18 protein-coding genes are annotated in these 23,172 nt (G+C 72.6%); 5 read left to right on the top strand and 13 right to left on the bottom strand.

Annotation, left to right across the window (positions count from 1 at the left end):
* Positions 1-10: 10 nt before the first annotated feature.
* A complete protein-coding gene (locus H7A73_RS06245) occupies positions 11-376 on the bottom strand; it encodes an ArsR/SmtB family transcription factor (protein ID WP_182065150.1) in 366 nt (121 codons plus the stop codon).
* Between the two features lie 79 nt (positions 377-455).
* On the opposite strand from H7A73_RS06245, the gene H7A73_RS06240 reads away from it, so the two are divergent.
* Genes H7A73_RS06240 through H7A73_RS06225 form a run of 4 tightly spaced genes read left to right on the top strand, consistent with a single transcriptional unit; the run spans position 456 to position 3,427 of the window.
* Positions 456-923 carry a hypothetical protein gene (locus H7A73_RS06240; RefSeq protein WP_182065149.1) on the top strand — a complete coding sequence of 156 codons (468 nt, stop codon included), beginning with the start codon at positions 456-458 and terminating at the stop codon, positions 921-923.
* Positions 923-1,828, top strand: coding sequence for a hypothetical protein (locus H7A73_RS06235; RefSeq protein WP_182065148.1), 906 nt, complete (start codon positions 923-925; stop codon positions 1,826-1,828). Before H7A73_RS06240 ends, H7A73_RS06235 begins: the two co-directional genes overlap by 1 nt.
* A 4-nt stretch (positions 1,829-1,832) precedes the next feature.
* Positions 1,833-3,023: an alpha/beta hydrolase family protein gene (locus H7A73_RS06230; RefSeq protein ID WP_182065147.1), complete on the top strand. Its 1,191-nt coding sequence runs from the start codon at positions 1,833-1,835 to the stop codon at positions 3,021-3,023.
* 8 nt (positions 3,024-3,031) lie between these two features.
* The gene (locus H7A73_RS06225; RefSeq protein ID WP_182065146.1) at positions 3,032-3,427 is read left to right on the top strand and encodes an ATP-dependent DNA ligase; all 396 of its coding nucleotides are present in this window, start codon (positions 3,032-3,034) and stop codon (positions 3,425-3,427) included.
* 483 nt (positions 3,428-3,910) lie between these two features.
* Here H7A73_RS06225 and H7A73_RS06220 read toward each other — a convergent pair whose 3' ends face one another.
* From H7A73_RS06220 to H7A73_RS06210, 3 genes are all read right to left on the bottom strand, one after another.
* Positions 3,911-5,701 carry a sulfite reductase subunit alpha gene (locus tag H7A73_RS06220; RefSeq protein WP_182065145.1) on the bottom strand — a complete coding sequence of 597 codons (1,791 nt, stop codon included), beginning with the start codon at positions 5,699-5,701 and terminating at the stop codon, positions 3,911-3,913.
* Positions 5,698-11,268 (bottom strand): glutamate synthase-related protein, encoded by a 5,571-nt coding sequence (locus tag H7A73_RS06215; protein ID WP_182065144.1) that lies wholly within the window; start codon positions 11,266-11,268, stop codon positions 5,698-5,700. Before H7A73_RS06215 ends, H7A73_RS06220 begins: the two co-directional genes overlap by 4 nt.
* A 291-nt stretch (positions 11,269-11,559) precedes the next feature.
* Positions 11,560-12,852 carry a bifunctional glycosyltransferase family 2/GtrA family protein gene (locus H7A73_RS06210; RefSeq protein ID WP_182065143.1) on the bottom strand — a complete coding sequence of 431 codons (1,293 nt, stop codon included), beginning with the start codon at positions 12,850-12,852 and terminating at the stop codon, positions 11,560-11,562.
* A gap of 113 nt (positions 12,853-12,965) precedes the next feature.
* On the opposite strand from H7A73_RS06210, the gene H7A73_RS06205 reads away from it, so the two are divergent.
* Positions 12,966-13,784: a helix-turn-helix transcriptional regulator gene (locus H7A73_RS06205; protein ID WP_182065142.1), complete on the top strand. Its 819-nt coding sequence runs from the start codon at positions 12,966-12,968 to the stop codon at positions 13,782-13,784.
* A 68-nt stretch (positions 13,785-13,852) separates the two neighbouring features.
* Here the strand turns inward: H7A73_RS06205 and H7A73_RS06200 are convergent, their stop codons facing one another.
* From H7A73_RS06200 to H7A73_RS06160, 9 genes are all read right to left on the bottom strand, one after another.
* On the bottom strand, positions 13,853-14,359 hold the full coding sequence (locus H7A73_RS06200; RefSeq protein ID WP_259362743.1) for a hypothetical protein: 507 nt from the start codon (positions 14,357-14,359) through the stop codon (positions 13,853-13,855).
* 259 nt (positions 14,360-14,618) lie between these two features.
* Positions 14,619-15,161, bottom strand: a complete 543-nt coding sequence (locus tag H7A73_RS06195) for a hypothetical protein (protein ID WP_182065141.1) — start codon at positions 15,159-15,161, stop codon at positions 14,619-14,621.
* Between the two features lie 48 nt (positions 15,162-15,209).
* Positions 15,210-15,479: a hypothetical protein gene (locus tag H7A73_RS06190; RefSeq protein ID WP_182065140.1), complete on the bottom strand. Its 270-nt coding sequence runs from the start codon at positions 15,477-15,479 to the stop codon at positions 15,210-15,212.
* Positions 15,480-15,579: 100 nt separating this feature from the next.
* Positions 15,580-17,202: a sensor histidine kinase gene (locus H7A73_RS06185; protein ID WP_182065139.1), complete on the bottom strand. Its 1,623-nt coding sequence runs from the start codon at positions 17,200-17,202 to the stop codon at positions 15,580-15,582.
* A complete protein-coding gene (locus H7A73_RS06180; RefSeq protein WP_310648856.1) occupies positions 17,199-17,921 on the bottom strand; it encodes a response regulator transcription factor in 723 nt (240 codons plus the stop codon). Before H7A73_RS06180 ends, H7A73_RS06185 begins: the two co-directional genes overlap by 4 nt.
* A 35-nt stretch (positions 17,922-17,956) precedes the next feature.
* Entirely contained in the window at positions 17,957-20,146 is a 2,190-nt protein-coding gene (locus H7A73_RS06175; RefSeq protein WP_259362742.1) for an ArnT family glycosyltransferase, read from the bottom strand.
* Between the two features lie 204 nt (positions 20,147-20,350).
* Positions 20,351-20,902 (bottom strand): fructosamine kinase family protein, encoded by a 552-nt coding sequence (locus H7A73_RS06170; protein ID WP_259362741.1) that lies wholly within the window; start codon positions 20,900-20,902, stop codon positions 20,351-20,353.
* Positions 20,903-21,215: 313 nt separating this feature from the next.
* Complete coding sequence (locus H7A73_RS06165) at positions 21,216-21,950, bottom strand: response regulator transcription factor (protein ID WP_182065137.1); 735 nt, start codon at positions 21,948-21,950, stop codon at positions 21,216-21,218.
* Positions 21,938-23,152 carry a sensor histidine kinase gene (locus tag H7A73_RS06160; protein WP_182065136.1) on the bottom strand — a complete coding sequence of 405 codons (1,215 nt, stop codon included), beginning with the start codon at positions 23,150-23,152 and terminating at the stop codon, positions 21,938-21,940. Before H7A73_RS06160 ends, H7A73_RS06165 begins: the two co-directional genes overlap by 13 nt.
* Positions 23,153-23,172 lie beyond the last annotated feature (20 nt).

The raw sequence follows: 23,172 nt of genomic DNA, 5'->3' as shown, positions 1-23,172 counted from the left end.
CCTGGTGTCGTCAGGTGTCGTCTGGTGTTGGGCGTCCGGACGCGTCGCCGTTGAGCAGGTCGCCCAGACGGTCCATCCGGCGGTGCCAGAGGCGGCCGTAGGCGTCGAGGAGGGCACGGACCCGGTCGAGCTGCTCCGGCTCGGCGCGCACGATGCGGGTGCGGCCGCGGGCCTCCTTGCTCACGAGTCCGGCTCCTTCGAGGACGGCGACGTGCTTCTGGACGGCGGCGAACGACATCGAGTAGGCGTCCGCGAGCTCGCTGACGGACGACGACCCGACGAGCGTGCGCCGGACGATGTCACGACGGGTCGCGTCGGCCAGTGCGTGGAACACCCGGTCGACCTCGGCGTCGGACAGTTCGATTCGTACAACCATTTGGTTGTAGGTTACGTCCGGCCGGTCTCGTCCGCAAGGGGGACCTGCCGGTAGTCTTGCCGCGGAGATCGGAGGGGCGATGGCGGAGCAGCTGGGTGCGTCCGGTGCCGTCCGTGCCCTCGTGGCCACCCTGCCTCGTGCACCGCAGCTGTCCGACGTGGTGAGCGGCGTCGGTCGGATGGTCGGCAAGCCCACGCGCGTCGTCGACGTCGACGGGCCGAGTTGGGGTCCGCTCACCGCGCTCGTGTCGCAGTTCGAGCACGAGAACCTGGTGCTCGTGCCGGCCGGCGCACCGCCGCTCTACCGCATGCACTGCGTGCTGCACGAGCTCGGGCACCTGGTGCACGGCGACGTCGGCACACCGACCCGGTCGTCCGTCGCCGAGTTCGCCGCCGGGGGCCACGTCTGCCGTCGCGCGCTCGACGCCGACTCCGGGCTCGTGAGCATCTCCGACGACGACGAGCACTTCGCCGAACGGTTCGCCTACGAGCTCGCGACCGTCCTGCTCGCCGGGGCCACGGGCGCGGACGAGCGGGCCTACGGCTGATGGCCGTCCTGCACGCCGCGGCCTTCTGGTTCGCGGCGCTGATCTTCCTCGCCCGCACGCCGTACGTGCTGCGGAACCCCCGTGGTCGGGCTGCCTGGGGCGCCACCGGCGTCGGGGCGCTCGGGCTCCTGACCCTCGGCAGCGTCGTGCCGCAGCCGGCGCTCGACGGTGCCCTGGGCGGCTCGAACCTCATCAACCTGGTGCAGAACGTCTGCGCGACCGTCGCGTTCTGGCTGATGCTGCGCGCGAGCACGGACGACCTGCCGGAGCGCCCACTGCTGGCACGGCCTGTGGCGCTGCTCCTCGTGGTCGTGGCGTTCACGGTGCCGTTCCTGCTGGTCGAGGAGCGTGGCGGGACCGACTTCCACTTCATCGTGCGCGAGATCGAACAGACCCCGATGTGGCTCTACGCGACCGTGTACATGGTGGGCGTGGGACTGATCGCCGCGACGACACTGCGCCGCGGCGTGCTGCAGAACCCGGTGGCGCTCGTGGTGTTCCGCGTCGGGCTCGCCCTGGTCGTCGTGGCGAGCGTCGACGAGGTCGCCTCGCTCACCGCCGACCACTTCGGACTCTTCCCGGCCGGGGTGCGGGACGGACTGCGCCTGGCCTTCGACCCGCCGTTCTACCTCGGCATCGTGCTCATCGTCGTGGCGATGGCCTCGCTGACGTTCCGGCGGTGGGGCCGTGACCTGCGCCACCGCGGGCACCACCGACGCCTGCGCCGCATCGCCCGTCGGCACGCGGTGCGGGCGGTCGAGCGGCCGGGGGACCCGCAGGCCCGGACCTACGACCTGGTCATCGCGATCCGCGACGCCGAGGTGCAGGGACGGACCCTCGACGACGCCGAACTCGCGCAGGTGCGGTCGGCGGAACGGACCCTGACCCGGAACCTCGGAGGATGACGGCGTGACGATCGTGTGGTGGGTGCTCGGAGCGCTCGTGGTGCTGGCGGCGGTGTCCCTGGCGGTCCTGGTCGTCCTGCGGAAGGTCGTCGGCAGGATCGTGCTGCCGGGTGGCCATCGGTGGACGCCCGTGATCGAGTCCGACGCGGACTCCGTGCGGCTGCCGATCACCGACGACACCGTGCGGCCGGGGGAGTACGGGCTGTGGCACGACGGCCCGGGGCACACCACCGTCGGGCCGGTGCTCGAGGTCGACGAAGCCGCCGGGTTCGTGCGCCGGGCCGTGGTGCGGACGACCGGCGCGGTGTCGTCGCGGGTGCGGTGGAGCGGGCACGTGTACCCGGACCCGGCGGCGATGGACGTCGACTGGTCCGAGGTGTCGCTGCCGACGCCGGTGGGGCCGGCGCCAGCGTGGGTGGTGCGGCCCGGGCCGGACGGTGCTGCACGCCCGGACCGCGGGGCTGCGCAGGGTGCCGACCCTGCGGCCGCCCGGACCTGGGCCGTCCACGTGCACGGGATCCGGACGACCCGGGTCACCGCGCTCCGGACCGTCCCCGCGGCGCTCGAGCTCGGCTGGACCTCGATCGTCCCGTCGTTCCGCGGCGACGGCGAGGCCCCGTGGGAGGGCCGGGCCTCGCACCTCGGCACGCGCGAGTGGGCGGACGTCGAGGTGGCGCTCGACCACGCCGTCGCGAACGGGGCCGAACGGCTCGTCATCGTGGGGTGGTCGATGGGCGCGACGATCACACACGAGCTCCTCGCCCGTTCGGCGCACCGCGACCGCGTGGCCGGGATCGTGCTCGTCGCCCCGGCACTGGACTGGGCCGTCACCGTCCGGTCCCAGGCCCGTCGCGCGGGGCTGCCGGGCCCCGTGGTGGGCGCTGCCCTCGGGGCGATGGCGACGCCGGTCCTCTGCCGGCTGGTGGGGCTGCGCTCGCCGGTCGACGTGCGGGAGCTGTCCTGGTTGCGTGCGCCGCGGCGGCTGCCCCCGACCCTGCTCATCCACTCCACCGGGGACACCACGGTGCCGTTCTCGGCCAGTCAGGAGTTCGCCGACGCCCACCCCGGCACGGTCACACTGGCGGTCAGCGAACCCGCCGAGCACGCCTGGGAGCGCAACGTCGACGCCGTCTGGTTCGACCGCACCATCACGAACTGGGCGTCCGGTCTCGCGCACACCGGAACACAGGAGTAGAAGGAGCCATGGGGCAGCTCATCTACGACGGCCGACCGCTCGACCTGCGGATCGACGACCGCGCGCTCACGCACCTGCAGATCGTCATCGTCAACATGCTCCGGCGCGATCACCGCTTCGCGTTCTCGTGGAAGGACGACGTCGTCCACGGCAACGGTCGCAGCACGATCTGGCTGAACCCCAACGTGAGCCTGCACTTCAAGTTCACCGGCAGCCGGGTGCCGTCGATCAACCGCAGCTGGCTCGAGGACCTCTACGCCTCGGCCACCTCGGGGTCCGGGCTCGTGCTGACCCCGGAGCCGCAGGACACCAGCACGGCGGCCGACTCCGCGTGGTCGCGGGCGGTGGCGCCCGGCGACGCGGACGACGCCTCGGGGACACCGAGCGGGAGCACCGCGCGCTGATCCCGGCGCGGTAGCACGTGCGCTGGTCCCGGCGCGGTAGCACGTGCGCTGGTCCCGGTCAACGGGTTCCGCTCGGACTCTCCACCGTCGTACCGTTTCCGTACCGCGGTCGGCTGTCGTCCCCCGCACCGGTCTGCTCGGGCTCCGGTGTTGACAGAGTCCGCGGCAGGAGGGGAACCCGAACAGTCCGTGACGCACAGCGAGTCCGGTGCCGACCAACCACCGGTCGCCGAGAATCGCGAGGGACGCGAGTCCCGGATCAGGGGACTCGCTGCACGCATCACCGACGCTGTGCGTCGACGACGCGTGCGTCACACTGCAGGGCCCGCCGGTCCGCCCCCATCGACCGGCGCTCCTCCGGGACCGCCCCGGCCATCGGATTCGGGTTCCGTGGCCGGGGCGGACTCATCAGGCCTGCGTGCAGAGCCGCCGTCGCACCCGCACGGGGCTCCGCCGTCACGCGGGCCGCACGCCGTGTGCGGCTCAGTAGACGTCGCGCACGTACCGCTTCGCGCGACGCAGGTCCGCCAGGTAGGCCTGCGCGTCGTCCTCGCCGCGCCCGCGTCCGGTCCGGATCACCTGGAGCAGTGCGGCCTCGACGTCCTTCGCCATGCGTGAGGCGTCGCCGCACACGTACAGGTGGGCGCCGTCCTCGAGCCAGGCGAACAGCTCCGCCGAGCGCTCGAGCATCCGCGTCTGCACGTAGACCTTCTCGGCCTGGTCGCGCGAGAACGCCAGGTCGAGGCGGTCGAGCACACCCTGCTCCTGCAGCTCGGTGAGCTCGTCCTGGTACACGAAGTCGGTGTCCCGGTGCTGGTCGCCGAAGAACAGCCAGTTGCGCCCCGTCGCGCCGGACACCGCGCGCTCGTGCAGGAACCCGCGGAACGGCGCGACCCCCGTGCCCGGTCCGATCATGATCATCGGGGCCGACTCGTCCGCCGGCACCCCGAACGACACGTTCGGCTGCAGGTAGACGTCGACGGTGCCGTCCGGGTCGACCCGGTCGGCCAGGAACGTCGACGCGACGCCGGCGTACATCCGGTGCGGGTCGCCGTAGCGCACCGACGCGATGGTCAGGTGGATGCGGTCCGGGTGCGCCAGCGGGCTCGACGAGATCGAGTACTGGCGCGCCTGCAGCGGCCGCAGGTTCGGCAGCAGCTCGTCGAGTCCCGGGGCGGCCGGGCCGGCGTCGCGGAGCAGGTCGAGGACGTCGCGTCCCCAGAGCCAGCGGTCCAGCTCGTGCTTGTCGCCGTGCGCCACGACGGCCGCGAGCTCGCTCGACGGCGCGCGCTGCACCAGGTCGGCGATCAGGTCCTTCGAGGGCGTCCGGATCTCACGGTCGGTCCGCAGGACCTCGGTGATCGGCCGGCCGTCGAACGCCTCGCCGCCGTTCGCGCCGACCTGCTCGAGCAGGTCGGCCACGAAGACCTCGTCGTTCACCGGCACGACCGCCAGGGCGTCGCCGGCCGCGTACTCGATGCCCGAGTCGCCGAGGTCGAACTCGTAGTGCCGGATCTCCTTCGCGCTGCGCGGCGAGGAGAGCAGCCGGTTCTCGACCAGGCGCGACGGGTACGGGTTGCGCTTGTTCCACTGCGACCCCGGCCGGGAGGCACGGCTCGCGCCCGCCCCGCCGGTCGCGCCGGCACCGTCGCCGGCACCACCGCCCGGGGTCGCGCCGGGTGCAGCTGTCGCGCCGGCCTCGGCGGCGAGGCGGTCGAGGACCGCCGCGGTCCACAGTGCGGCCGGGTCCTCGAAGTCGACGTCGCAGTCGACACGGTCGTGGATGCGGGTCGCGCCGAGCTGCTCGAACCGGGTGTCGAGGAGCTTGCCGGCCTGGCAGAACTCGTCGTAGCTCGTGTCGCCGAGTCCGAGGACGGCGTACTGCAGCCCCTCGAGCCGCGGCACGGTGCTCGCCTGGACGGCGTCCCAGAACAGCCCGGCGTTGTCGGGCATCTCGCCCTCGCCGTAGGTCGAGGTGACGACGAGCACGTGCGACATCTCGGCCAGCTGCTCGGGGGTGACGGCGTCAAGCGCACTGGCACGACCGCCGAGTCCGCGGGCCTTCGCGCCGGCGACGAGCTCGTCGGCCAGGAACTCGGCGTTGCCGGTCTGGGTGCCGAAGAGCACGTCGATCGTCGTCGTGGGCGCGCTGGCTGCGACCTTCTTGCCGGCGGCGGCGATGCCCGCGATGAACCCGGCGAGCCAGGACTCCTGGGCGGCCGAGAACGGTGCGTCGACGGGGATCAGCGACCCGGTCGGGGGGAGCAGGCTCACGCGGTCACCGCCTCGGTCGGTGCCTGCGGTGCACGGCGGGCGATGTCCTCGAGCGCCGCGGTGGCGAGCAGCTCGTCGAAGCGGGCCTCGCGGACGCGACCGTCGTTCTTGGCGTTCTGGTGCATGATCCACCCCGTGGTGCCCGGCGCGTCCATGCTGCGGTTGTTCCGCTGCGTGAGCGCGCGCTTGTAGTCGTCGAGCCGCTTGATCGCGATGAGGGTCGCGAGCTGGTCGTCGGCGAACCGGTCGAGCGTGCCGCGCAGGTACTTCACGACGCGCTGCTTGACGGAGAAGTCCTCGGTGAGCACGAGGTTCTTGACGGCCTCGGCGACCCGCGGGTCGGCGGCACCGAACGCACCCGGGACGCGCTCGAGGGCGACGTCCTGGGCGACCCCGAGCACCGTGTACGACGACAGCAGCGAGAACATGTCCTCGCCCTGGTCGCCGAGCGCCGGGGCACGGCCGTCGAGCACCGTGCGCTGGTCGCGGTAGTCGAGCTTGAACGCGCGGAGCTTGTCGGTGGCGATCGAGGTCGCGAGCTCGTCGAGGAGGTCGGGCCTGGTCGCCGCCGCGAGGATCTCGCCGGCGTCCTGCGTGAGCAGCAGGGCACGCGGCATGCCGACGTACACGTGCGCTCGGGCGGTGTCCCACTCGGCGAGCAGCCGGTCGGCCAGGGCCGAACCGGTCGCCTCGAGGTGCCACTCGAGCAGCAGGCGTGCGGCGGACTCGTGGAAGGCACCGCGCTCGGTGTCGGTGACGGGGAACACCAGGAGCGAATCCGTGCTGGCCCGCTCGGCGACCTGGCCGGACGGGTCGTACTGGTACAGGAACCCGCCGGACATGCCGTTGCCGAGGCCCTTGCCGAACGCGCCGAGGTTGAAGACGGCGCCACCGGTCATGTACTCGCAGCCGAAGTCGCCCACGCCCTCGACGACGGCGGTCGCACCGGAGTTGCGGACGGCGAACCGGTCACCGGCTTCGCCCTCGACGAAGGTGCGTCCACCGGTCGCCCCGAACAGCGCGAAGTTGCCGACCAGCACGTTGCCGCCCTGTTCGGCGCTGCCGCCACCGGGGGCGCGGACGATGATCCGTCCGCCGCTCTGGCTCTTGCCGACGCCGTCGTTCGCGGTGCCGGTGTGCTCGAGCACGACGCCGTCGTTGTTGAAGACGCCGTAGGACTGCCCTGCCGAGCCCTGCGTGCGGATCGTGACCGCGCCGTCCACCAGCCGGCGGCGTCCGCGGTCGTCCGTCGTCACGGCGGGCAGGCCCTGGACGTCCTCGGCGCCGAGCTCGTGGTTGAGCAGGCGCTCGAGGTCGATGCCGAGCTGGCCGCCGACCGACTTGTCGGCGTTGCCGAGCAGCACGCCGTGCACGAGTACGTGCTCCTGCGCGTGGTCGACGAGCGCGGTGCGGACGCGCTCGAGCAGGGCGTCGTCGGTGTGGAAGTCCTTCTCCAGGTACTCCGGGTCCGCGACGATCTTCTCGGGCACCTGGGCGAGCAGGGCGCGGGCGTCGAGCCGGCCCACGCTGGCCGGGTGGTCCAGGAGCTGCAGCAGGTCGGTCCGGCCGCGCGCCTCGCGCAGGGAGCGCAGGCCGAGACGGGCCAGGATCTGCCGCACGTCGTGGGCGATGTTGAGCAGGTACTGCGCGAGCGCGCGGGGGTCGCCCTCGAACGCCTCGGCGTTCGTGGTCAGGCCCGCCGGGCACTTCACGTTGCAGTTCTTCGCCATCACGCAGCCGAGCATCATGAGCGCGGTCGTGCCGAACTCGAAGCTGTCGCCGCCGAGCAGGGCGCTCGTGACGACGTCGCTGCCGGTCTGGTGCGCACCCGAGCAGCGGAGCGTGACCTTCTGGCGCAGGCCGTTCGCGACCAGGGCCTGGTGCACCTCTGCGACGCCGATCTCCGCGGAGCGGCCGGCGTACTTCAGGCTGGTGACCGCCGCGGCGCCGGTGCCGCCGGTGTTGCCCGCGACGTTGATCACGTCGGCCCCGGCCTTCGCGACGCCGACCGCGATCGTGCCGATGCCCTCGGACGAGACGAGCTTCACGATCACCCGGACACGAGCGGCCTTGCAGTCGTGGATGAGCTGCGCGAGGTCCTCGATCGAGTACGTGTCGTGGTGCGGCGGCGGCGAGATCAGCTCGACGCCCGGCGTGCCACCACGGGCCGCGGCGATGTCCACCGTGACCTTGGGTGCGGGCAGCTGGCCACCCTCGCCGGGCTTCGCGCCCTGGCCGATCTTGATCTCGAGCTCCTCGAGCATGGGGTCGGCGAGGTAGCCGGCCCAGATGCCGAAGCGGCCCGAGGCGAACTGCTTGATGCGCGAGCCGCGGATGGTGCCGTACCGGGAGTGGTGCTCGCCGCCCTCACCGCTGTTCGACATGCCGCCGACCATGTTCGTGCCGTGCGCGACGGCCTCGTGGGCGGTGGCGACGAGCGCACCGTGGCTCATCGCACCGGAGGCCAGTGTCCGGGTGATCTCGTGGGCCGGCTGCACCTCGTCGAGCCCGACGCTCGCCGGGGCGCTCTGCAGCAGCGCGAGCAGGGCGACGGCCGCACCGGTGGCGCGGAGCGTCACCCCGGTGTCGTCGACGGCGTCGACGTCGATCTGCCCCGGGTGGAGCAGCGCGAGGCCGTCCGCCAGTGCCGCGTGGCGCAGTGCACCCGTGGACCCCGTCGACGTGAGCTCCAGCCGGAACCGCTCCGTGCCTCCCGGCAGGTCCTGGTCGTCCGACGGACGCGAGCCGGAGAGCCCGCGCACGGTGACGCTGGCGTTGCCGCTCGTCGAGAAGCGGCCGAGCTCGCGGGCGAAGTCCTCGGCCGTGTCGATCCCGGTGACGTCCGCGGGCAGCGCGAGCACGTCGCGGAGCGCGGCGGGACGACGGGACCGCTCGTCGTGGGTCGTCTGCAGGAACGTGACGTACCCCGGCGTGATGCGGTGCGCGTCGATCTCGGCATCGCTCAGTCGGTCGTACCCGGTGTTCCGGTACGCGGCGTCGGTGATGCCGAACGAGTCGTCGAGCTGGCCGAGCGTGAGCAGGCGTAGCGCGTCCGAGTCGCCGGAGCGTTCGAAGGCCGGGCGCTCCTCGGTCATGCCACCGAACCCGCGGACGCTCGCGACGCCGAACGAGTGGCCGGCGCCGTCGGAGCGTTCCTTGAACAGCCCGAGCAGCGGGACCTGGCCCTCGGACGCCACCGAGCGGGCACGCTCGTGCCAGTCCGTCGCCGCCTGGGCGATGCGCGCGAAACCGACGCCGCCGACCGGTGCCTGCATGTGCGGGAAGATCCGCGCGAGCACGTCGTCGCCGGTGTCGAGGTAGTTCGGCTCGAAGAACTCGCCACCGATGTAGCTCTCGGCGGTGCAGAGGCCGACGCGGCCCATGGTCTTCGCCAGGGCCTTCTCGGCGGCCTTGCGGAACTGCTTCAGTGCGAGGTCGGTCGCGGTCAGCTCGCCGGCGGGTGCGGGTGCGGCGGGGTACTTCTCCTCCGCACGCAGCCGAGCGCTCAAGCTGTACACAGCGGCGGCACCGAAGCCCAGCGCGGTCGCGACGTGGTGTGACGATGGCAGCTGACCGCTCTCCGCGACGACGGACACCCGCAGGCGCAGACCGGTCTCGATGAGCCGCTGGTTGACGGCGGCCACGGCCAGGATCACGGGGAGGGGCGCACGGGTCGACGACACCTCGCGGTCGGTCACGACCGCGATCCCCCCACCGCGCGCCGCGAACGCCTCGATCGCGTCGCACAGCGCGTCCAGCGCGCCGCGCACCGCGTCGGCGTTGGCCTGCTCGTCGTCGGGCACCGGCACGTAGAGCATGTCGAAACGTTCGAGCGGCACGATGTCCTGCTCGCGCAGCCGCACCATGTCGAGGTGCCCGAGGATCGGGGACTGCACGACGAGCTGACGCCCCGTGGTGCCCGTGCCGTCCGGCTTCGCGCCGAGCGCGACGCGCATCGACATCCCGTCGGCCTCGCGGATCGAGTCGAGCGGCGGGTTCGTCACCTGGGCGAAGCGCTGCGAGAAGTACTTCGCCATGCCGCCCTCGGTGTCGCTCAGGGCGTTGATCGCGTTGCCGTAGCCCATCGCCGAGATGCGCTCCGACCCGTTCTGCAGCATCGGGTCGAGCATGAACCGGAAGCTCTCCTGGTTCAACGAGTACGCCACGTACCGCCCCGCGAGCGACAGGTCGCCGTCGTAGCCCAGGGTGGACGTCGTGCGCTCGTAGTCCGGAGCGGGCACGTCGTCCAGGTTCACGCGGGCGGCGTCGAGCAGGGCGCCGTAGTCACGGCGGGCCGCGAGCATGTGCAGCACCTCGCCCGTGCGCATGCGGGTGCCGGTGCGGTGGTCGACGACGAGCATGCCGCCGGCCTCGATGCGGCCGCGGTGGACGACCTCGTCGGCGTCGAACTCGACCTGGCCGGCCTCGGACGACACCATCAGGTACTCGGCCGTCTCGACGGTGCGCAGCGGCCGCAGGCCCAGGCGGTCCAGGCGGGCGCCGACGACGTCGCCGTCGCTGAAGATCACGGCGGCGGGGCCGTCGTTCTTCTCCTCGTACAGCGAGAAGTACTCGAGCATGTCCCGGACGTCCGGGGTCAGGGTGCGGTCGTTCTCCCACGCCGGCGGCATGAGCGAGACCACGGCCTCGATGATCTCGAGCCCGTCGTCGAACACGCGGCTCTGCAGGGTCTGGTCGAGTCGGCTCGAGTCCGACTGCCCGGGCGGACGCACGATGCTCCGGGTGCGGGCCCGCGCGAGCGCCTCGTCCGACAGCCGGTTCTTGCGGTCGGTGTTGAGCTCGCCGTTGTGCGCCATCAGGCGGAACGGCTGCGCCATCGTCGGGTGCGGCTCGGTGTTCGTCGAGAACCGGGTGTGGAAGTACAGCGTCCGCACCGAGTGCCGGGGGTCGCGGAGGTCGGTGAAGTACCCGATCACCTCGCCCGAGTTCAGCCGGCCCTTCAGGATCTGGGTCCGGGCGCTGAGCGAGAGCGGGTACAGGGCGGCGTGCTCGGCACGCTCGGCGGCGGCCTGCGCGTAGGACACCGCCTCGATCGCGAGCAGGGCGCGGTTCGCGGCGGCGTCGACCTCGGTGCGGTCCCAGTCGGACGGTGCACGGAAGACCCACTGCAGGATCGGCAGCTGGTACTGCTCGGCCTCGGGGCGCGCGACGGAGTGGTCCACCGGGACGTCGCGGACGAGCAGGAGCTCGAAGCCCTGCTGCTCGATGGCGTCCGTGACGGTCTGCTGCGCACGCGCGCGCTCGGCGTCCGCGGCCGGGCCGGCGCCGCTCGGCACGAAGCAGTTCGCGACGCCGAAGTGCCCGGCGCGCAGCTGCTCGCCGGTGATCGCGCTGAAGAACTCCACCGACAGGTCGATGCTGACGCCCGCGCCGTCACCGACACCCTCGGCGGACTTGCCGCCGCGGTGCGGGATGGAGCACAGCGCTTCGTCGCCCTTGCGGATGACGTCGTGGCTCGGTGTCCCGTCGAGACGGGTGATGAAACCGACGCCGCAATCGCTCGATTCGCGGGCAGGGTCGTAGAGACCGAAAGAGGTGGGGTTCACGTGCGGGTCCAGTGGGGCGTTGCCGGCAGCGGACGGCGCGGGCTGCATCGATGGAGCGCTCGCCGCGGGCAGACCGATGGTGGCAGTCGGGCCCTGTGGGGTGGTGGTGCGGTACGGCGATGCTACGGCTTGGTATACCGACCGTGCAACACGGGTGGTGTGGCGCACCGTGCGGCGTTCTCGCGGTGGTGCGAGGGTGATCGCTCGGTGCGAGGCCGCAGCGCCGCACGGAGCGGACGACCTCGCACCGGATGGGCGGCGCGGCGGGTCGCTGCCGTGCTGCTCGCGGTGTCAGGCGGCGCGGTCACCGGTGCGTTCGGCGGTCGCGATCGGTTCGGTGACCGCCGTGCTGGCGTCGGCCGCCGGGGTGGTGCCGGGGCGGATGAGCTCCGGGCGCCGGCGAGCACGGAACACCCACGCCTTGAACAACACGAACCGCACGCCGGTCGCCACCAGGTTGGCTGCCGTCAGCACCGCGATCTCCGCACCGTGCAAAGCGCCCGGTACCGACGCGTGCAGCACCACCAGCGACCCCGACGTGATCGCCCAGGCGACGCCGAACACGACCAGGCCCTGCACGTGGTGCCGACCCGCTCCCGCACGGCCTCGCACCCCGAACGTGAACCGTCGGTTCAGAGCGGTGTTGCCGATCGCCGTGACCAGCAGCGCGAGGAAGTCTGCGGTCTGGGCACCGATCGCCGGCCGGAACAGGGCGTACAGGGCGGCGAACGCCAGGGTCGAGAGCACCCCGATCGCCCCGAACCGCAGGACCTGCCCGAGGAACCCGACGCTCGGTGGGCTGAACGGCTGCCGACCGATCGCCGTGTAGACCGTGCTGATCGGCACCCGCCCGGTGGCGATGTTCCTCGACACCCGCCACATGCCCTTCAGGTCCTCGGTCGCGGTCGACGCGATGTGCACCGAGGAGTTGACGTCGTCGACCCAGTCGACGGGGACCTCGTGGATGCGGAGTCCCGCGTGCTCGGCCAGCACGAGCAGCTCGGTGTCGAAGAACCAGGCGTCGTCCTCGCACAACGGCAGCAGGTGGTCGGCAGCGGCCTTCGTGACCGCCTTGAACCCGCACTGCGCATCCGAGAACGACACCCCCATCGTCGTCCGGAGCAGCAGGTTGTACGAGCGCGAGATGAACTCCCGCTTGCTGCCGCGCACCACGCGCGACGAACCTGCCAGCCGGGTGCCGATCGCCAGGTCCGAGTGCCCCGACAGCAGGGGTGCCACGAGGGGGTCGAGCGCGGCGAGGTCGGTGGACAGGTCCTCGTCCACGTAGACGAGCACGGTCGCGGGCGATGCCGCCCAGACCTCCTTGAGTGCGCGGCCCCGGCCCTTCTCGGGCAGGTGCACCGCGTGGACGCCGGGGAGCATCGCGGCGAGGTCGTCGGCGATCCGGGCGGTGTCGTCGGTCGAGGCGTTGTCCGCGATCGTGATCCGCCACGAGTGGTGCAACGACGTCCGGCAGAAGGTGTGGAGCCGTCGCACGTGGGCGGCGAGCGTGTCCTGCTCGTTGTAGCAGGGGACGACGATGTCGATGTCGAGGGGCTGGTTCGTCTCCGTCATGCCGCTCATGCTCGGCAGCGGGGCTACGGGGGCCGAGGCAGGGCGCTGTGGCCCGGGTAAGAACGAACACCACGTGAACGCAGCGGACACGACACCTGTCGTCCGGATACCGTCGACGCACGATGACGACCGAGCGCGACGAGGCACGACGGACGGCCGTGCTGCTCCCCGGGGAGCGGCTGGGCCTGGCGCTCGACGAGCGGTGCCCGGAGTTCACGGAGCTGCTGCTCGCGCCACCGTTGCACGGCATCCGACCCGACGGGCACGACTGGCTCCGGCGTCGGTACGAGCAGATCGTCCCGCTCGTGCTCCCGGCGGCACTGCGCGCGGTCGAGCGTGGGGAGCCACTCGACCCGGAGTGCCTGGTGCGGCTCCGCGAGGTCGCAGCCGCCAGCGCCGACGACCCGCAGGTCGACGTCTCGGTCGTGCTCCGCGGCGCCCTGCCCGCGATCCGTGTCTTCGCCCTCGTCATGCACACGGCCACCCGCGAGCACGCGACGACGATCGACCACGCCGGACGGACGATGCTCGCGATGAGCCGGGCATCACTCGTGGCACACGAACTCGGCTCGTGCTGGGCGGAGGCCTGGGCGCAGCAGCGGGGAGGGGCGTCGGGGGACGCGACCGCAGCACTCGGCGCCGACGACATCGACCTGGTGGCGTCGGCGCCCGGCCTGGACGAGACCGAGGAACGGATGCTGGCGCTCGCCGCCCGCGGGCTCTCGAACGACGCGATCGCCAAGGAGACCGCCTACAGCCGGCAGGCCGTCGCCTGGCACCTCGGCCGGCTCATGAAGTCCTGGAACGCGCCGAACCGGACGGCGCTGGTGTCGGTCGCCTTCGTCCGGGGCTGGATCCGGTCCCGGCGCGACCTCAGGCTCGCTGCGCGCAACCGGCCGTCGGCGATCGAAGCGGCGCGGACGGACGACGACGCTCCCTGAGGTCGACCGCACACGGGGACGCCCCCGGGGACCGAGGTCCCAGGGGGCGTCGCCGACGAACGGGGTGGTCAGCCGCCGTTGACGTGGATGACGTTGTCGATGCGTTCGATGGTGCCGAACGCACCCCAGTTCAGCCAGCCGCCGTCACCGTTGTTGGTGATCTTGCCGGGGCCCTTGAACCAGTAGATGACGTAGTTGCCACCCTTGATGTCGATCGACTGGGCGTCCGCGACGTCGCCCTCGACGGTGATGTCCTGGTTCTTGTTGACCACCGCGACGGTGAGGCGGTCGGGGTTGCCGGCGTTCCAGTAGCCGACGTCGAGTGCCGACTGCACGGCGCCGCCGCGATCACTCTGGTCGTTGACGGCGTCCTTGATCGCGTTGACGATCGCGACCGGGTCGAGGTTGACGTTGACGCTGCCGCCGACGGACGACGAGGTGCTGGGCGGCGCGGGCTCGGCGGCCTGCGCGGGGGCTGCGACGAACGCCCCGGCGATGACGGCGCCACCGAGGGCGGTGCCGGCGAGGAGCTTCACGGACGTGCGCTTGAACGAGTTCATGATCGTGTTTCCCATCTCTGCAGTGGTGACCCGTTCGGGTCGTCTTGCTCGGACAGGACCCAGCCTGCGTGCGCTCCGACGCGGATGCACGCGATGCGCCTCGACGTTGGTCGATCGTCTGACGATCCGGACGACGCCGGATCGCCGTGCCATCGTCTGCCGGTCCTGGCGTGTGACATGGCACGGTGGTAGCGTGATCGTGCTCGTTGCGTTGAGCTTCGAGAAGTGGACCCGAGACCCATCCGGACGGTTGGGCGCTCGGGTTCTGCGCGTTTCAGACGTCGATCACGGTGATCTCCGGTGGACAACGACGTCTCCAGTCGCCGCCCTTCGCCCACGCCCACCCGACTGCATCCGGCAGGGCCAGGAGCGGCTCGTGTGCAGCCGTCTCGTGGCGGTGGACCAGACGGGCGCCACCCGAGTCCCGCGTCGCCTCGACGATCCACTGTCGGTCCTTGCGGATGAGTGTCTCGTCCCGTTCGAAGCACACGCTGACGCGCGGGGACACCGCGGTGGCGGCGACGAGTCGTCTGAGGCACGCAGCACGGCGTGCTGTGTCGGATCGCCCGTCCTTGACGGCACGGAAGACCGCGACCTTCACCGGTAAGGACGCGATCGTGCTGAGGATCAGCCGGCGACGGGCGTCGCTCTCCTTCCGCATGTGCAGGCGCGACTGCCCACGCAGGACGAGGCCGGTGAGTGCCGACCGTGCGGCCCGTGTCGATGAGCGTTCGAGGCAGACGGCGACGAGGAGGTAGTCCTTGACCTTCGACTCATCGACGAAGATCTCTCGGTACCCGTTCGTCGCTGTCGTCACCACCGCGTCCCCACGGCGTACCACTCTACATATCAGTGGCGCTCTCGGTCAGCGGGGCAGCAGGATCTGCACGATCGCGACGACCGCGAGTGCCGCGATCGGGACGCCCGCGATCCAGGCACCCGCCCGCATCTGCGTCCGGCGGACCGTCGGCGGTGCGTGCGAGGAGCGCGCGAACTCGGTCGCGGCCACGAGCTCTGGCGCCGCGGCGGGCGGAGCGGCTTCGGGCTGGGGGCGGTCGTCCTCGAACGCCGGGACCTCGACCACCAGGTCGGTGGGGTCCGGGCGGCCCGGGAGCTTGTCGTACGCGTTCGTCACGGGGCCTCCTCGTCGGGCGTTCTCGGACCAGTATGCGACCCGGGCGGCGTTCGGTGAGCAGGAGATGTCGAGTGCGGTCGCGGCACTCGACATCTCCTGCTCACGAAGCGCCCGAAGCGCACGAAGCGCCCGAAGCGTCCCCCGTCGACCCGCCCGAAGCGCCCCCCGTCGACCCGCCCGAGGCCGGCAGGTCCACGGTGAACGCGGTCCGTCCGGGCTCGGACGCGACCCGCACACCGCCGCCGTGCGCCAGGACCACGGCCCGCACGATCGCGAGCCCGAGGCCGCTCGTGCCGTGCTCCCGTGAGCGCGAGGCCTCACCCCGGGTGAACCGGTCGAACAGGGTCGCCAGGGACTCGGTGGGGATCGGCGGCCCGTCGTTCGCCACGACGAAGCGGACGACGGCACCTCCCGACCCGGGCACCGACTGCAACGACACCACGACGGCCGTCCCCGGCGGCGTGTGCGTCCGGGCGTTGGTCAACAGGTTCGTGACCACCCGCCGGAGCTGCACCTCGTCGCCGGCCACGCTGACCGGCTGGTCGTCCACGATCTGCAACGTCCACCGGTGGTCCGGCGCGGTCGCACGGGCGTCCATGGTGGCCTCGACCACGAGCGACGTCAGGTCGAGCGGCTCGCGGACGACCTGCGACGCCGGCGACTCCGACGCCAGGGCCGAGGCGTCGAGCCGTGCGAGCAGCAGCAGCTCGTCGACGAGGTCGCCCATCCGGACGGCCTCGCGTCCGATCCGTTGGACGTTGCGGTGCACGGTGTCCAGGTCGGCAGTCCGCTCCGACAGCTCGGCGTACGCCCGGACGGTGGCGATCGGGGTCCGCAGCTCGTGCGAGGCGTCGGCGACGAACGTCCGCATGCCGGCCTCGGCGTCACGACGGACGGTGAGCGCCCGGGCGACGTGGCCCAGCAGCCGGTTCAGCGCGTTGCCGACCTGCGCGACCTCGCGGTTCGCGCGCAGGTCGGAGTCGGACACGCGGACGGGGATGTCCGGGTCGCCGCGTTCCAGGTCGAGCGCGGTCACGCCGGACGCCACCGCGGCGACCCGTTCGAGCGGCCGGAGCGATCGACGGACGAGCACCGTGAGGGCCCACGAGGCGACGGCGAGCCCGAGCACCGTGACGACCCCGATGACGAGCAGCAACCGAGCGATCGCGGCGTCGAGGTCACCGAGGGGGAGCGCGGTGACGAACACGTCGCCGTCGTCGCCGACCGCCTGCACCCGGTAGTCGCCGAGCGCGCCGAGTCCGACCGTCACGGGGTCGCCGCCGGTCTGCACCGCGGCGAGGGTCCGCTGCTGCGCCGCCGTCAGACGGCGCTGGTCACCGTCACCGTCGGTGTAGCCACCGAGCACCACGTCGCCGTCGCGGACGATGGCGATGACCGTGCCCGCCGACTGCCCCGGCGCACCGATGAAGGCGTTGTCGGGATCCGGCGGATCATCGGAGTCCGACGACGAGGACGAGGACGACGACGACCCCGGCGGTGGCCCGGACGCCCCCGGCGGCGGTTCGGCCCCGTCCCGTCCGCCGACGGTCCGCATCGCCGCCGTCGACAGCTCCGCGTCCAATCGGTCGACCAGGTACCCCCGGAACGCGACGACGGTCACCGCCCCCACGACGACGTTCGTCGCCACGAGCAGCAGGGCCACGGCCGCCACGATCCGCCAGCGCAGCGACGGCACACGCCCGGTGCGCCCGGGGCGGCTCACGTCGCCGGCCGGAGCACGTACCCCGCCCCACGGACGGTCTGCAGCATCGGCTCGCGTCCGGCGTCGAGCTTCTTCCGCAGGTACGACACGTACATGTCCACCAGGTTCGACGACGTGCCGAAGTCCATGCCCCAGACGCTCGCCAGCAGCTGCTCGCGGGACAGCACCCGGTTGGCGTTCCGGGCCAGGTGCCGCAGCAGCTCGTACTCGGTCGGCGTGAGCTCGATGCGTTCCCCGGCACGGCTGACCGAGCGGGCGTCCTCGTCGAGCCGGAGGTCCCCGACCACGACCTCGGCGCTCACCCCGGCCGCGGCGACCCGGGCCGAGGTGCGCGCCAGGATCCGCGCACGGACGAGCAGCTCCTCGATGCCGAAGGGCTTGGTCAGGTAGTCGTCGCCGCCGCCGGTCAGCCCGGTGAGCCGGTCCTCGGGGGCGTCGCGTGCGGTGAGGAACAGCACCCGGACGCCGTCGCGGGCGTCGCGGAGCCGTTCGAGCACCTCGAACCCGTCGATGTCCGGCAGCATCACGTCGAGCACGATCACGTCGGGCTGGAACTCCCGGGCCGCGAACAGCACGTCGCGCCCGCGGTGCACGGACCGCACGGCCCAGCCGTCGCCCGCGAACGCGAGGGCGACGGCCTCGGCCAGGGCGTGCTCGTCGTCGACGACGAGGGCGCGGACGGGGGAGCCGTCGGTGCGCTGCAGCGGGGGGCCGGGCATGTCCCGGAGCCTATCCACCGCGCCCTCGTCGCCGGTCACTTCGTGCTGCTCAGGTCGTAGACGGTCTGGCCGCCGACGGTCGTCGACTCGTAGTTCGCCGCGACCCACTCCTGGATCGCCGAGGCGGTGGACGAACCGCCGCCCATGCCACCGCCGGAGCCGGACGACACGTAGTACCCGATGTCGCCGTCGGCGACGGACGCCTTGAACTGCGCGAGCGTCGGTGCCGGGTCGCTCGACCAGCCGCCGATCGCCATCACGGCGGTGTCGGTGTCGAGTTCGAGCTGCGCGGCCGACTGCGATCCGTTGACCGCGGCCGCCCACTTCGCGTCGGATGCCTCGAGCAGCTCCTGCAGGGCGGACGAGGTCGACGCACCCTCGCCACCACCCCCGGCCTGGAGGCCCGTCCCCGACCCAGCCTCGGAGGTCGCGTCGTCCGTGCCGTCCTGGCCACTGCCCGGTGCCTGCCCGGTGGTGCCCTCCGGCACCTCGCCGGTCGTACCGTCCGGTGCCTCGCCGGACCCGCCCTCGGGCGGGGTCCCGCCGGGACCCTGCTGGGTGTCCGACGTGCTGTCGGAGCCGCCGTCGTCGGCACCGGAGGTCGACCCACCCGGTCCGCCCGTGCCTCCCGGGAAGCCACCGGTACCACCGCCGCCCATCCCGCCGGAGCTGCTGCCCGCCGGACCGACGCTCGGGATCGAACCGGAGTGCGCGACGGTCGTCGTCGCGAGGGCGTAGGCGGTGGTGCCGGACAGCCCGAACAGGGTGCCGGCGAGGACGCCGACCGTGACGAGCCTGCGCAGCGACGGCACGCTGCCGATGACGATCAGCGCTGCGGACAGCAGCCCACCGGTGAGCATCACCCAGCGCAGCCACGGGAGCCAGGTCGGGTTCTCGTTCAGCAGGCACCAGCCCCAGAACGCCGTGACGCCGATCATCGCAGCCAGGCCGAGGCGGCCGACGAACCGGGCTCGTGCGTGCCAGAGCAGGGCACCGCCGGTGCCGACGAGTCCGGCGATGGCCGGGGCGAGGGCGACCGTGTAGTACGGGTGGATCGTGCCGGACATGTACGAGAACACGAGTCCGGTGACCAGGAGCCAACCGCCCCACAGGACCAGACCTGCGCGTGCGGGATCGGCCAGGTGCCGGCGGCCGACGACGACCAGGCCGACGACCAGGGCGATGAGCGCTGCCGGCAGGAGCCACGAGATCTCGAGCCCCATCTCCGACGAGAACAGGCGGTCCAGACCGGTCGAGCCGCCGAACGAGCCTCCGGCGGTCCCGCCGGTCATGCCGCCGCCTCCGCCGCCGTTGCCCGAGCCGCCGAAGATCCGGCCGAGGCCGTTGTAGCCGAACACCAGGTCGAGGACGGTGTTGTTCGTCGAGCCGCCGATGTACGGGCGCGACTCGGCGGGCCAGAGCCAAACGGCGACGACCCACCAACCGGCGGCCACCACGAGGGAGCCGGCCGCGACGAGCAGACCGGTCACGCGTCGGCCCCAGCCGGTGCGGGCGGCGAACAGGTAGACGAGGCCGAAGGCGGGCAGGACGAGCAGGCCCTGCAGCATCTTCGTCAGGAACGCGAAGCCCAGGGCGACCCCGGCGAGCGCGATCCACTTCCAGCTGCCCTGCGGCAGTGCCCGCACCGTGCAGTACGCTCCGGCGGTCATCAGCAGGACGAGCAGGGCGTCCGGGTTGTCGAAGCGGAACATCAGCGCCGCCGCCGGGGTCGCTGCGACGACGAAGCCCGCGAGCAGGGCGCCGACGTTCGCGGTGGTGGCGCCGAGTCGGGCCAGGGTGCGGCGGACCGTGCCCCAGACCAGGGCGACCGAACCGACGGCCATCAGTGCCTGGGGGAGCAACAGGCTGGTGCTCGAGAAGCCGAACAGCCGGGCGGACAGCACCATCACCCACAGCGAAGCCGGCGGTTTGTCGACCGTGATGAAGTTCGACGAGTCGAGGGAGCCGAAGAAGAACGCCTCCCACGACTTCGTGCCGGCCTGCACGGCGGCGGCGTAGAAGCTGTTGGCGTACCCGGAGATGCTGAGGTCCCACAGGTACACCACGGCGGTCACGGTCAGGAGCGCCCAGAACGCCGGCCGGAGCCAGCGGGCGTCCTCGCGCTCGCCGAGGAACAGTCGGGCGAGGGGCGGGCGGCGCCGATCCCGCGCGGCACTGCGCGCGGCATCGCGTCGGTCGGTCACGGGTATCGGGTACGTGGTCATGTCGATGAGCATCCGGGGCGTTCCCCGACTGCTGCACTGCGCAGGCTGTGTGCGGCCTAAGGACGCACGGTGCGCCCCCTCGCACGGTGCGAGGGGGCGGTCTGCCGTGGTGCGAGGTTCCGCGCTCGGTGCGAGGCACGCGGGGTCGCACGGAGTGTGGAACCTCGCACCGTTCGTGCGGCGCCCCTCGCACGGTGCGAGGGGTCAGGCGTACCGCTGCGCTGCCCGGATCGCGGCGCCGGTGTACGAGCCGCCGAACAGGAACACGTGCAGCAGCAGCGGCGCGAGCTGGTGGAGGTCGACGCGCTCCTGCCAGCCGTCCGCCAGCCGTGACTCCCGGTCGTAGGCGGCGAGCACCGTCTCGAGGCGGGGGAGCCCGAACAGCCCGAGCAGTGCCAGGTCGGTCTCCGCGTGCCCGCCGTGCGCGATCGGGTCGATGAGCACGGCGCCGGTCGGTTCGGACGAGTCCGTCGGCCAGAGGACGTTGCCGGCCCACAGGTCGCCGTGCAGGCGCGCGGGTCGGTCCCCGACGAGCGCGGGCTGCGGCGACCCGAGCGTGCCGTCCTGCACGCGTGCGGCGACCCGTTCGAACACGGCGGCCTCGGCGCGGTCGAACCCGCCGGCGTCGACGATGCGGCGGACGAAGTCGCGGATGCGGTACTCGGCGAAGAACTCGCCCCAGGTCGCCGGTGCCTGCTCGGTCGCGACGAACGGCGTGCGCGAGCGCCCATCCGCAGCGCCGCACCGCGGGTCCATCCGGCGGGCGGCGCGCCCCAGTGGTCGGCACCGACGGCGTGCGTGTGCGCGAGGGAGCGGCCGAACCGTTCGGCCTGGGCGGCGGTGGGGGAGCCGTCGGAGATCAGCTCGAGGTCGAGCACGGTCGGGCTCGGGCGCCCGAGCACGCGGGCGATGCGGGTGCCTCCGGTGTCCTCGGCCTCGGCGAGCCAGGCGAGCCCGGCGGCTTCGGCTGCCGCTTCGTCCGCGGTGGTGAAGGTCTTCACGTGCGTCTCGGCCATCGGCCCATCCTGCCGAGGGACCACCGTCGACCGTTCAGCCGACGGTCACCCGGTCACCCGGTGGGGTCCCCGCGCCGGGCCGCGTGCACGACGAGTGCCAGCTGTACCCGGTTCTCGACGCCGAACTTCTCGTACACGTGCCCGACGTGCGTCTTCACGGTGGCCAGGCCCACGTACAGGTCGGCCGCGATCTGTGCGTTGGACGCCCCGTTCGCCACGGCGAGCGCGACCTCCCGCTCCCGCTCGGTCAGCAGGGCGAGCAGCCGGCGCGCGTCGGTGCCGTCCGGAGCGGTGCCGGCCGGTGGTCCGGCCGGTCCGCCGCCCGGACCACCGGTCATCCGGCCGGAGCGGGTTCCGGCCGCGAACGCGATGACCCGGTCGAGCACGGAGGGGGACAGGATCGAGCGCCCGGCCGCCACGGTCCGCACGGCCTGCACGAGTTCGTGCGGCGGGGTGTCCTTGAGCAGGAACCCGCGGGCGCCGGCCTGCAGCGCTCCGAGCACGAGGTCGTCGCCCTCGAAGGTCGTCAGCACCAGGACGGCCAGGTCTGGTCGGCGGCGCAGTTCTCGTTCGGTGGCGACGAGTCCGTCGCACCGGGGCATCCGGATGTCCATGAGCACGACGTCGGGCGCGGTCTCGGCGATGACGCCCGCGGCCTCGAGCCCGTCGCCCGCTTCGCCCACGACCACCAGGCCGTCGTCGCCGCTGAGCACCATGCGGAGTCCGACGCGCACGAGCTGGTCGTCGTCGACCAGGACGACGCGGACGGGAGCGGTCACGGGGTCCACGGCAGCACCGCCTCGACCACGTGCACGCGACCGTCGTCGCTGCCGGCGCGGAAGCTCCCGCCGACGAGTCGGGCGCGCTCGGCGAGCCCGCGCAGGCCGTGTCCGGCCGCGTGCCTGGAGTCGTCGCCGAGCGCAGGTCCGTCGGCCAGTGTGTTCGACACCACCACCCGGATCGCCGGACCGGGGACGGTCTCGACGACGACGTCGACGAGCTCCCCGGGGGCGTGCCTGCGGGCGTTCGTCAGCGACTCCTGCACGATCCGGTAGGCGTGTCGCCCCACGGCGGTCGGTACCGCCGTGCCGTCGGCGTCGACACGCGCCCGGACGGTCGCACCGCCGGAACGCGCCTGGTCGAGCAGTGCGGGCAGGTCGACGAGCGTCGGCTGCGGAGGCGCGGTGCCGGTCACCTCGTCGCCACCGTTCGCCGCGGGGTCGCGCAACACCCCGAGGACGTCGCGCAGGTCGGTGAGCGCGGAGTGCGCCTCGGCCCGCACGACCCCGGCCGCCGCGACGGTCTCGTCGGGGGTGAGCCCCGGGCCGCGGTACTCGAGCGCACCGGCGTGCAGCGCGACCAGGGACAGCCGGTGGCCCAGGACGTCGTGCATCTCGCGGGCGATGTGGGCGCGTTCCTGCTCGCGGGCACGGTCCTCGCGCAGCTGCTGGTCGCGTTCGAGCAGGGCTGCGCGCTCGCGCAGGGACAGCAGCAGCGCCCGGCGCTGGCCGATCCCGATGCCGATCGCGACGAGCAGGGCGATGCCGACGGCGCCGGCGACCACGATCTGCCAGAGCGGCATGGCGTCGCCCTGGGGCGCCAGGACGACGTCGTAGAGCACCGTGGCACCGAGCAGCACCGCACCGGCGACGGCGAGCTCGACGGCCCGGCGCCGGGTGGCCAGTGACACCGTGGCGATCGCGGCCGCCCCGACCGCCAACGTCGACACCGAACTGAGGGCAGCGATGACGACCGTGATCACCAGCGGTGCCCGGTGCCGGAACGGCAGGAGGACGAGGGCCACCAGGCCGGCTCCCACATCGCCGAGGATCAGCGCGCCGACGTGCAGGTCGCTCCAGCCGCGGGTGTCCATCGACGGCCACACGAGCCCCGCGGTGAGCAGCCCGGTCAGGGCCGCGACGACGACACGCCAGGTCTGGGACCACACACGCTGCCCGAGCGGCACGGCGGGGAGCGCGGTCGAGGTCATGCCCCGAGCCTAGGGAGCTG

Origin of the sequence: Curtobacterium sp. ME12 (assembly GCF_903970855.1) — a bacterium.
In the GTDB taxonomy this organism is placed as follows: Bacteria; Actinomycetota; Actinomycetes; order Actinomycetales; family Microbacteriaceae; genus Curtobacterium; species Curtobacterium poinsettiae_A.
This window is presented reverse-complemented; position numbering and strand designations above follow the sequence as displayed.

What these genes read in the sequence shown, in the direction of transcription:
- H7A73_RS06200 (WP_259362743.1), bottom strand. Translation starts at nt 14,359, where the DNA reads ATGGGAAACACGATCATGAACTCGTTCAAGCGCACGTCCGTGAAGCTC.
- H7A73_RS06235 (WP_182065148.1), top strand. Translation starts at nt 923, where the DNA reads ATGGCCGTCCTGCACGCCGCGGCCTTCTGGTTCGCGGCGCTGATCTTC.
- H7A73_RS06180 (WP_310648856.1), bottom strand. Translation starts at nt 17,921, where the DNA reads ATGCCCGGCCCCCCGCTGCAGCGCACCGACGGCTCCCCCGTCCGCGCC.
- H7A73_RS06240 (WP_182065149.1), top strand. Translation starts at nt 456, where the DNA reads ATGGCGGAGCAGCTGGGTGCGTCCGGTGCCGTCCGTGCCCTCGTGGCC.
- H7A73_RS06225 (WP_182065146.1), top strand. Translation starts at nt 3,032, where the DNA reads ATGGGGCAGCTCATCTACGACGGCCGACCGCTCGACCTGCGGATCGAC.
- H7A73_RS06160 (WP_182065136.1), bottom strand. Translation starts at nt 23,152, where the DNA reads ATGACCTCGACCGCGCTCCCCGCCGTGCCGCTCGGGCAGCGTGTGTGG.
- H7A73_RS06205 (WP_182065142.1), top strand. Translation starts at nt 12,966, where the DNA reads ATGACGACCGAGCGCGACGAGGCACGACGGACGGCCGTGCTGCTCCCC.
- H7A73_RS06210 (WP_182065143.1), bottom strand. Translation starts at nt 12,852, where the DNA reads ATGAGCGGCATGACGGAGACGAACCAGCCCCTCGACATCGACATCGTC.
- H7A73_RS06175 (WP_259362742.1), bottom strand. Translation starts at nt 20,146, where the DNA reads ATGACCACGTACCCGATACCCGTGACCGACCGACGCGATGCCGCGCGC.
- H7A73_RS06170 (WP_259362741.1), bottom strand. Translation starts at nt 20,902, where the DNA reads ATGGACCCGCGGTGCGGCGCTGCGGATGGGCGCTCGCGCACGCCGTTC.
- H7A73_RS06245 (WP_182065150.1), bottom strand. Translation starts at nt 376, where the DNA reads ATGGTTGTACGAATCGAACTGTCCGACGCCGAGGTCGACCGGGTGTTC.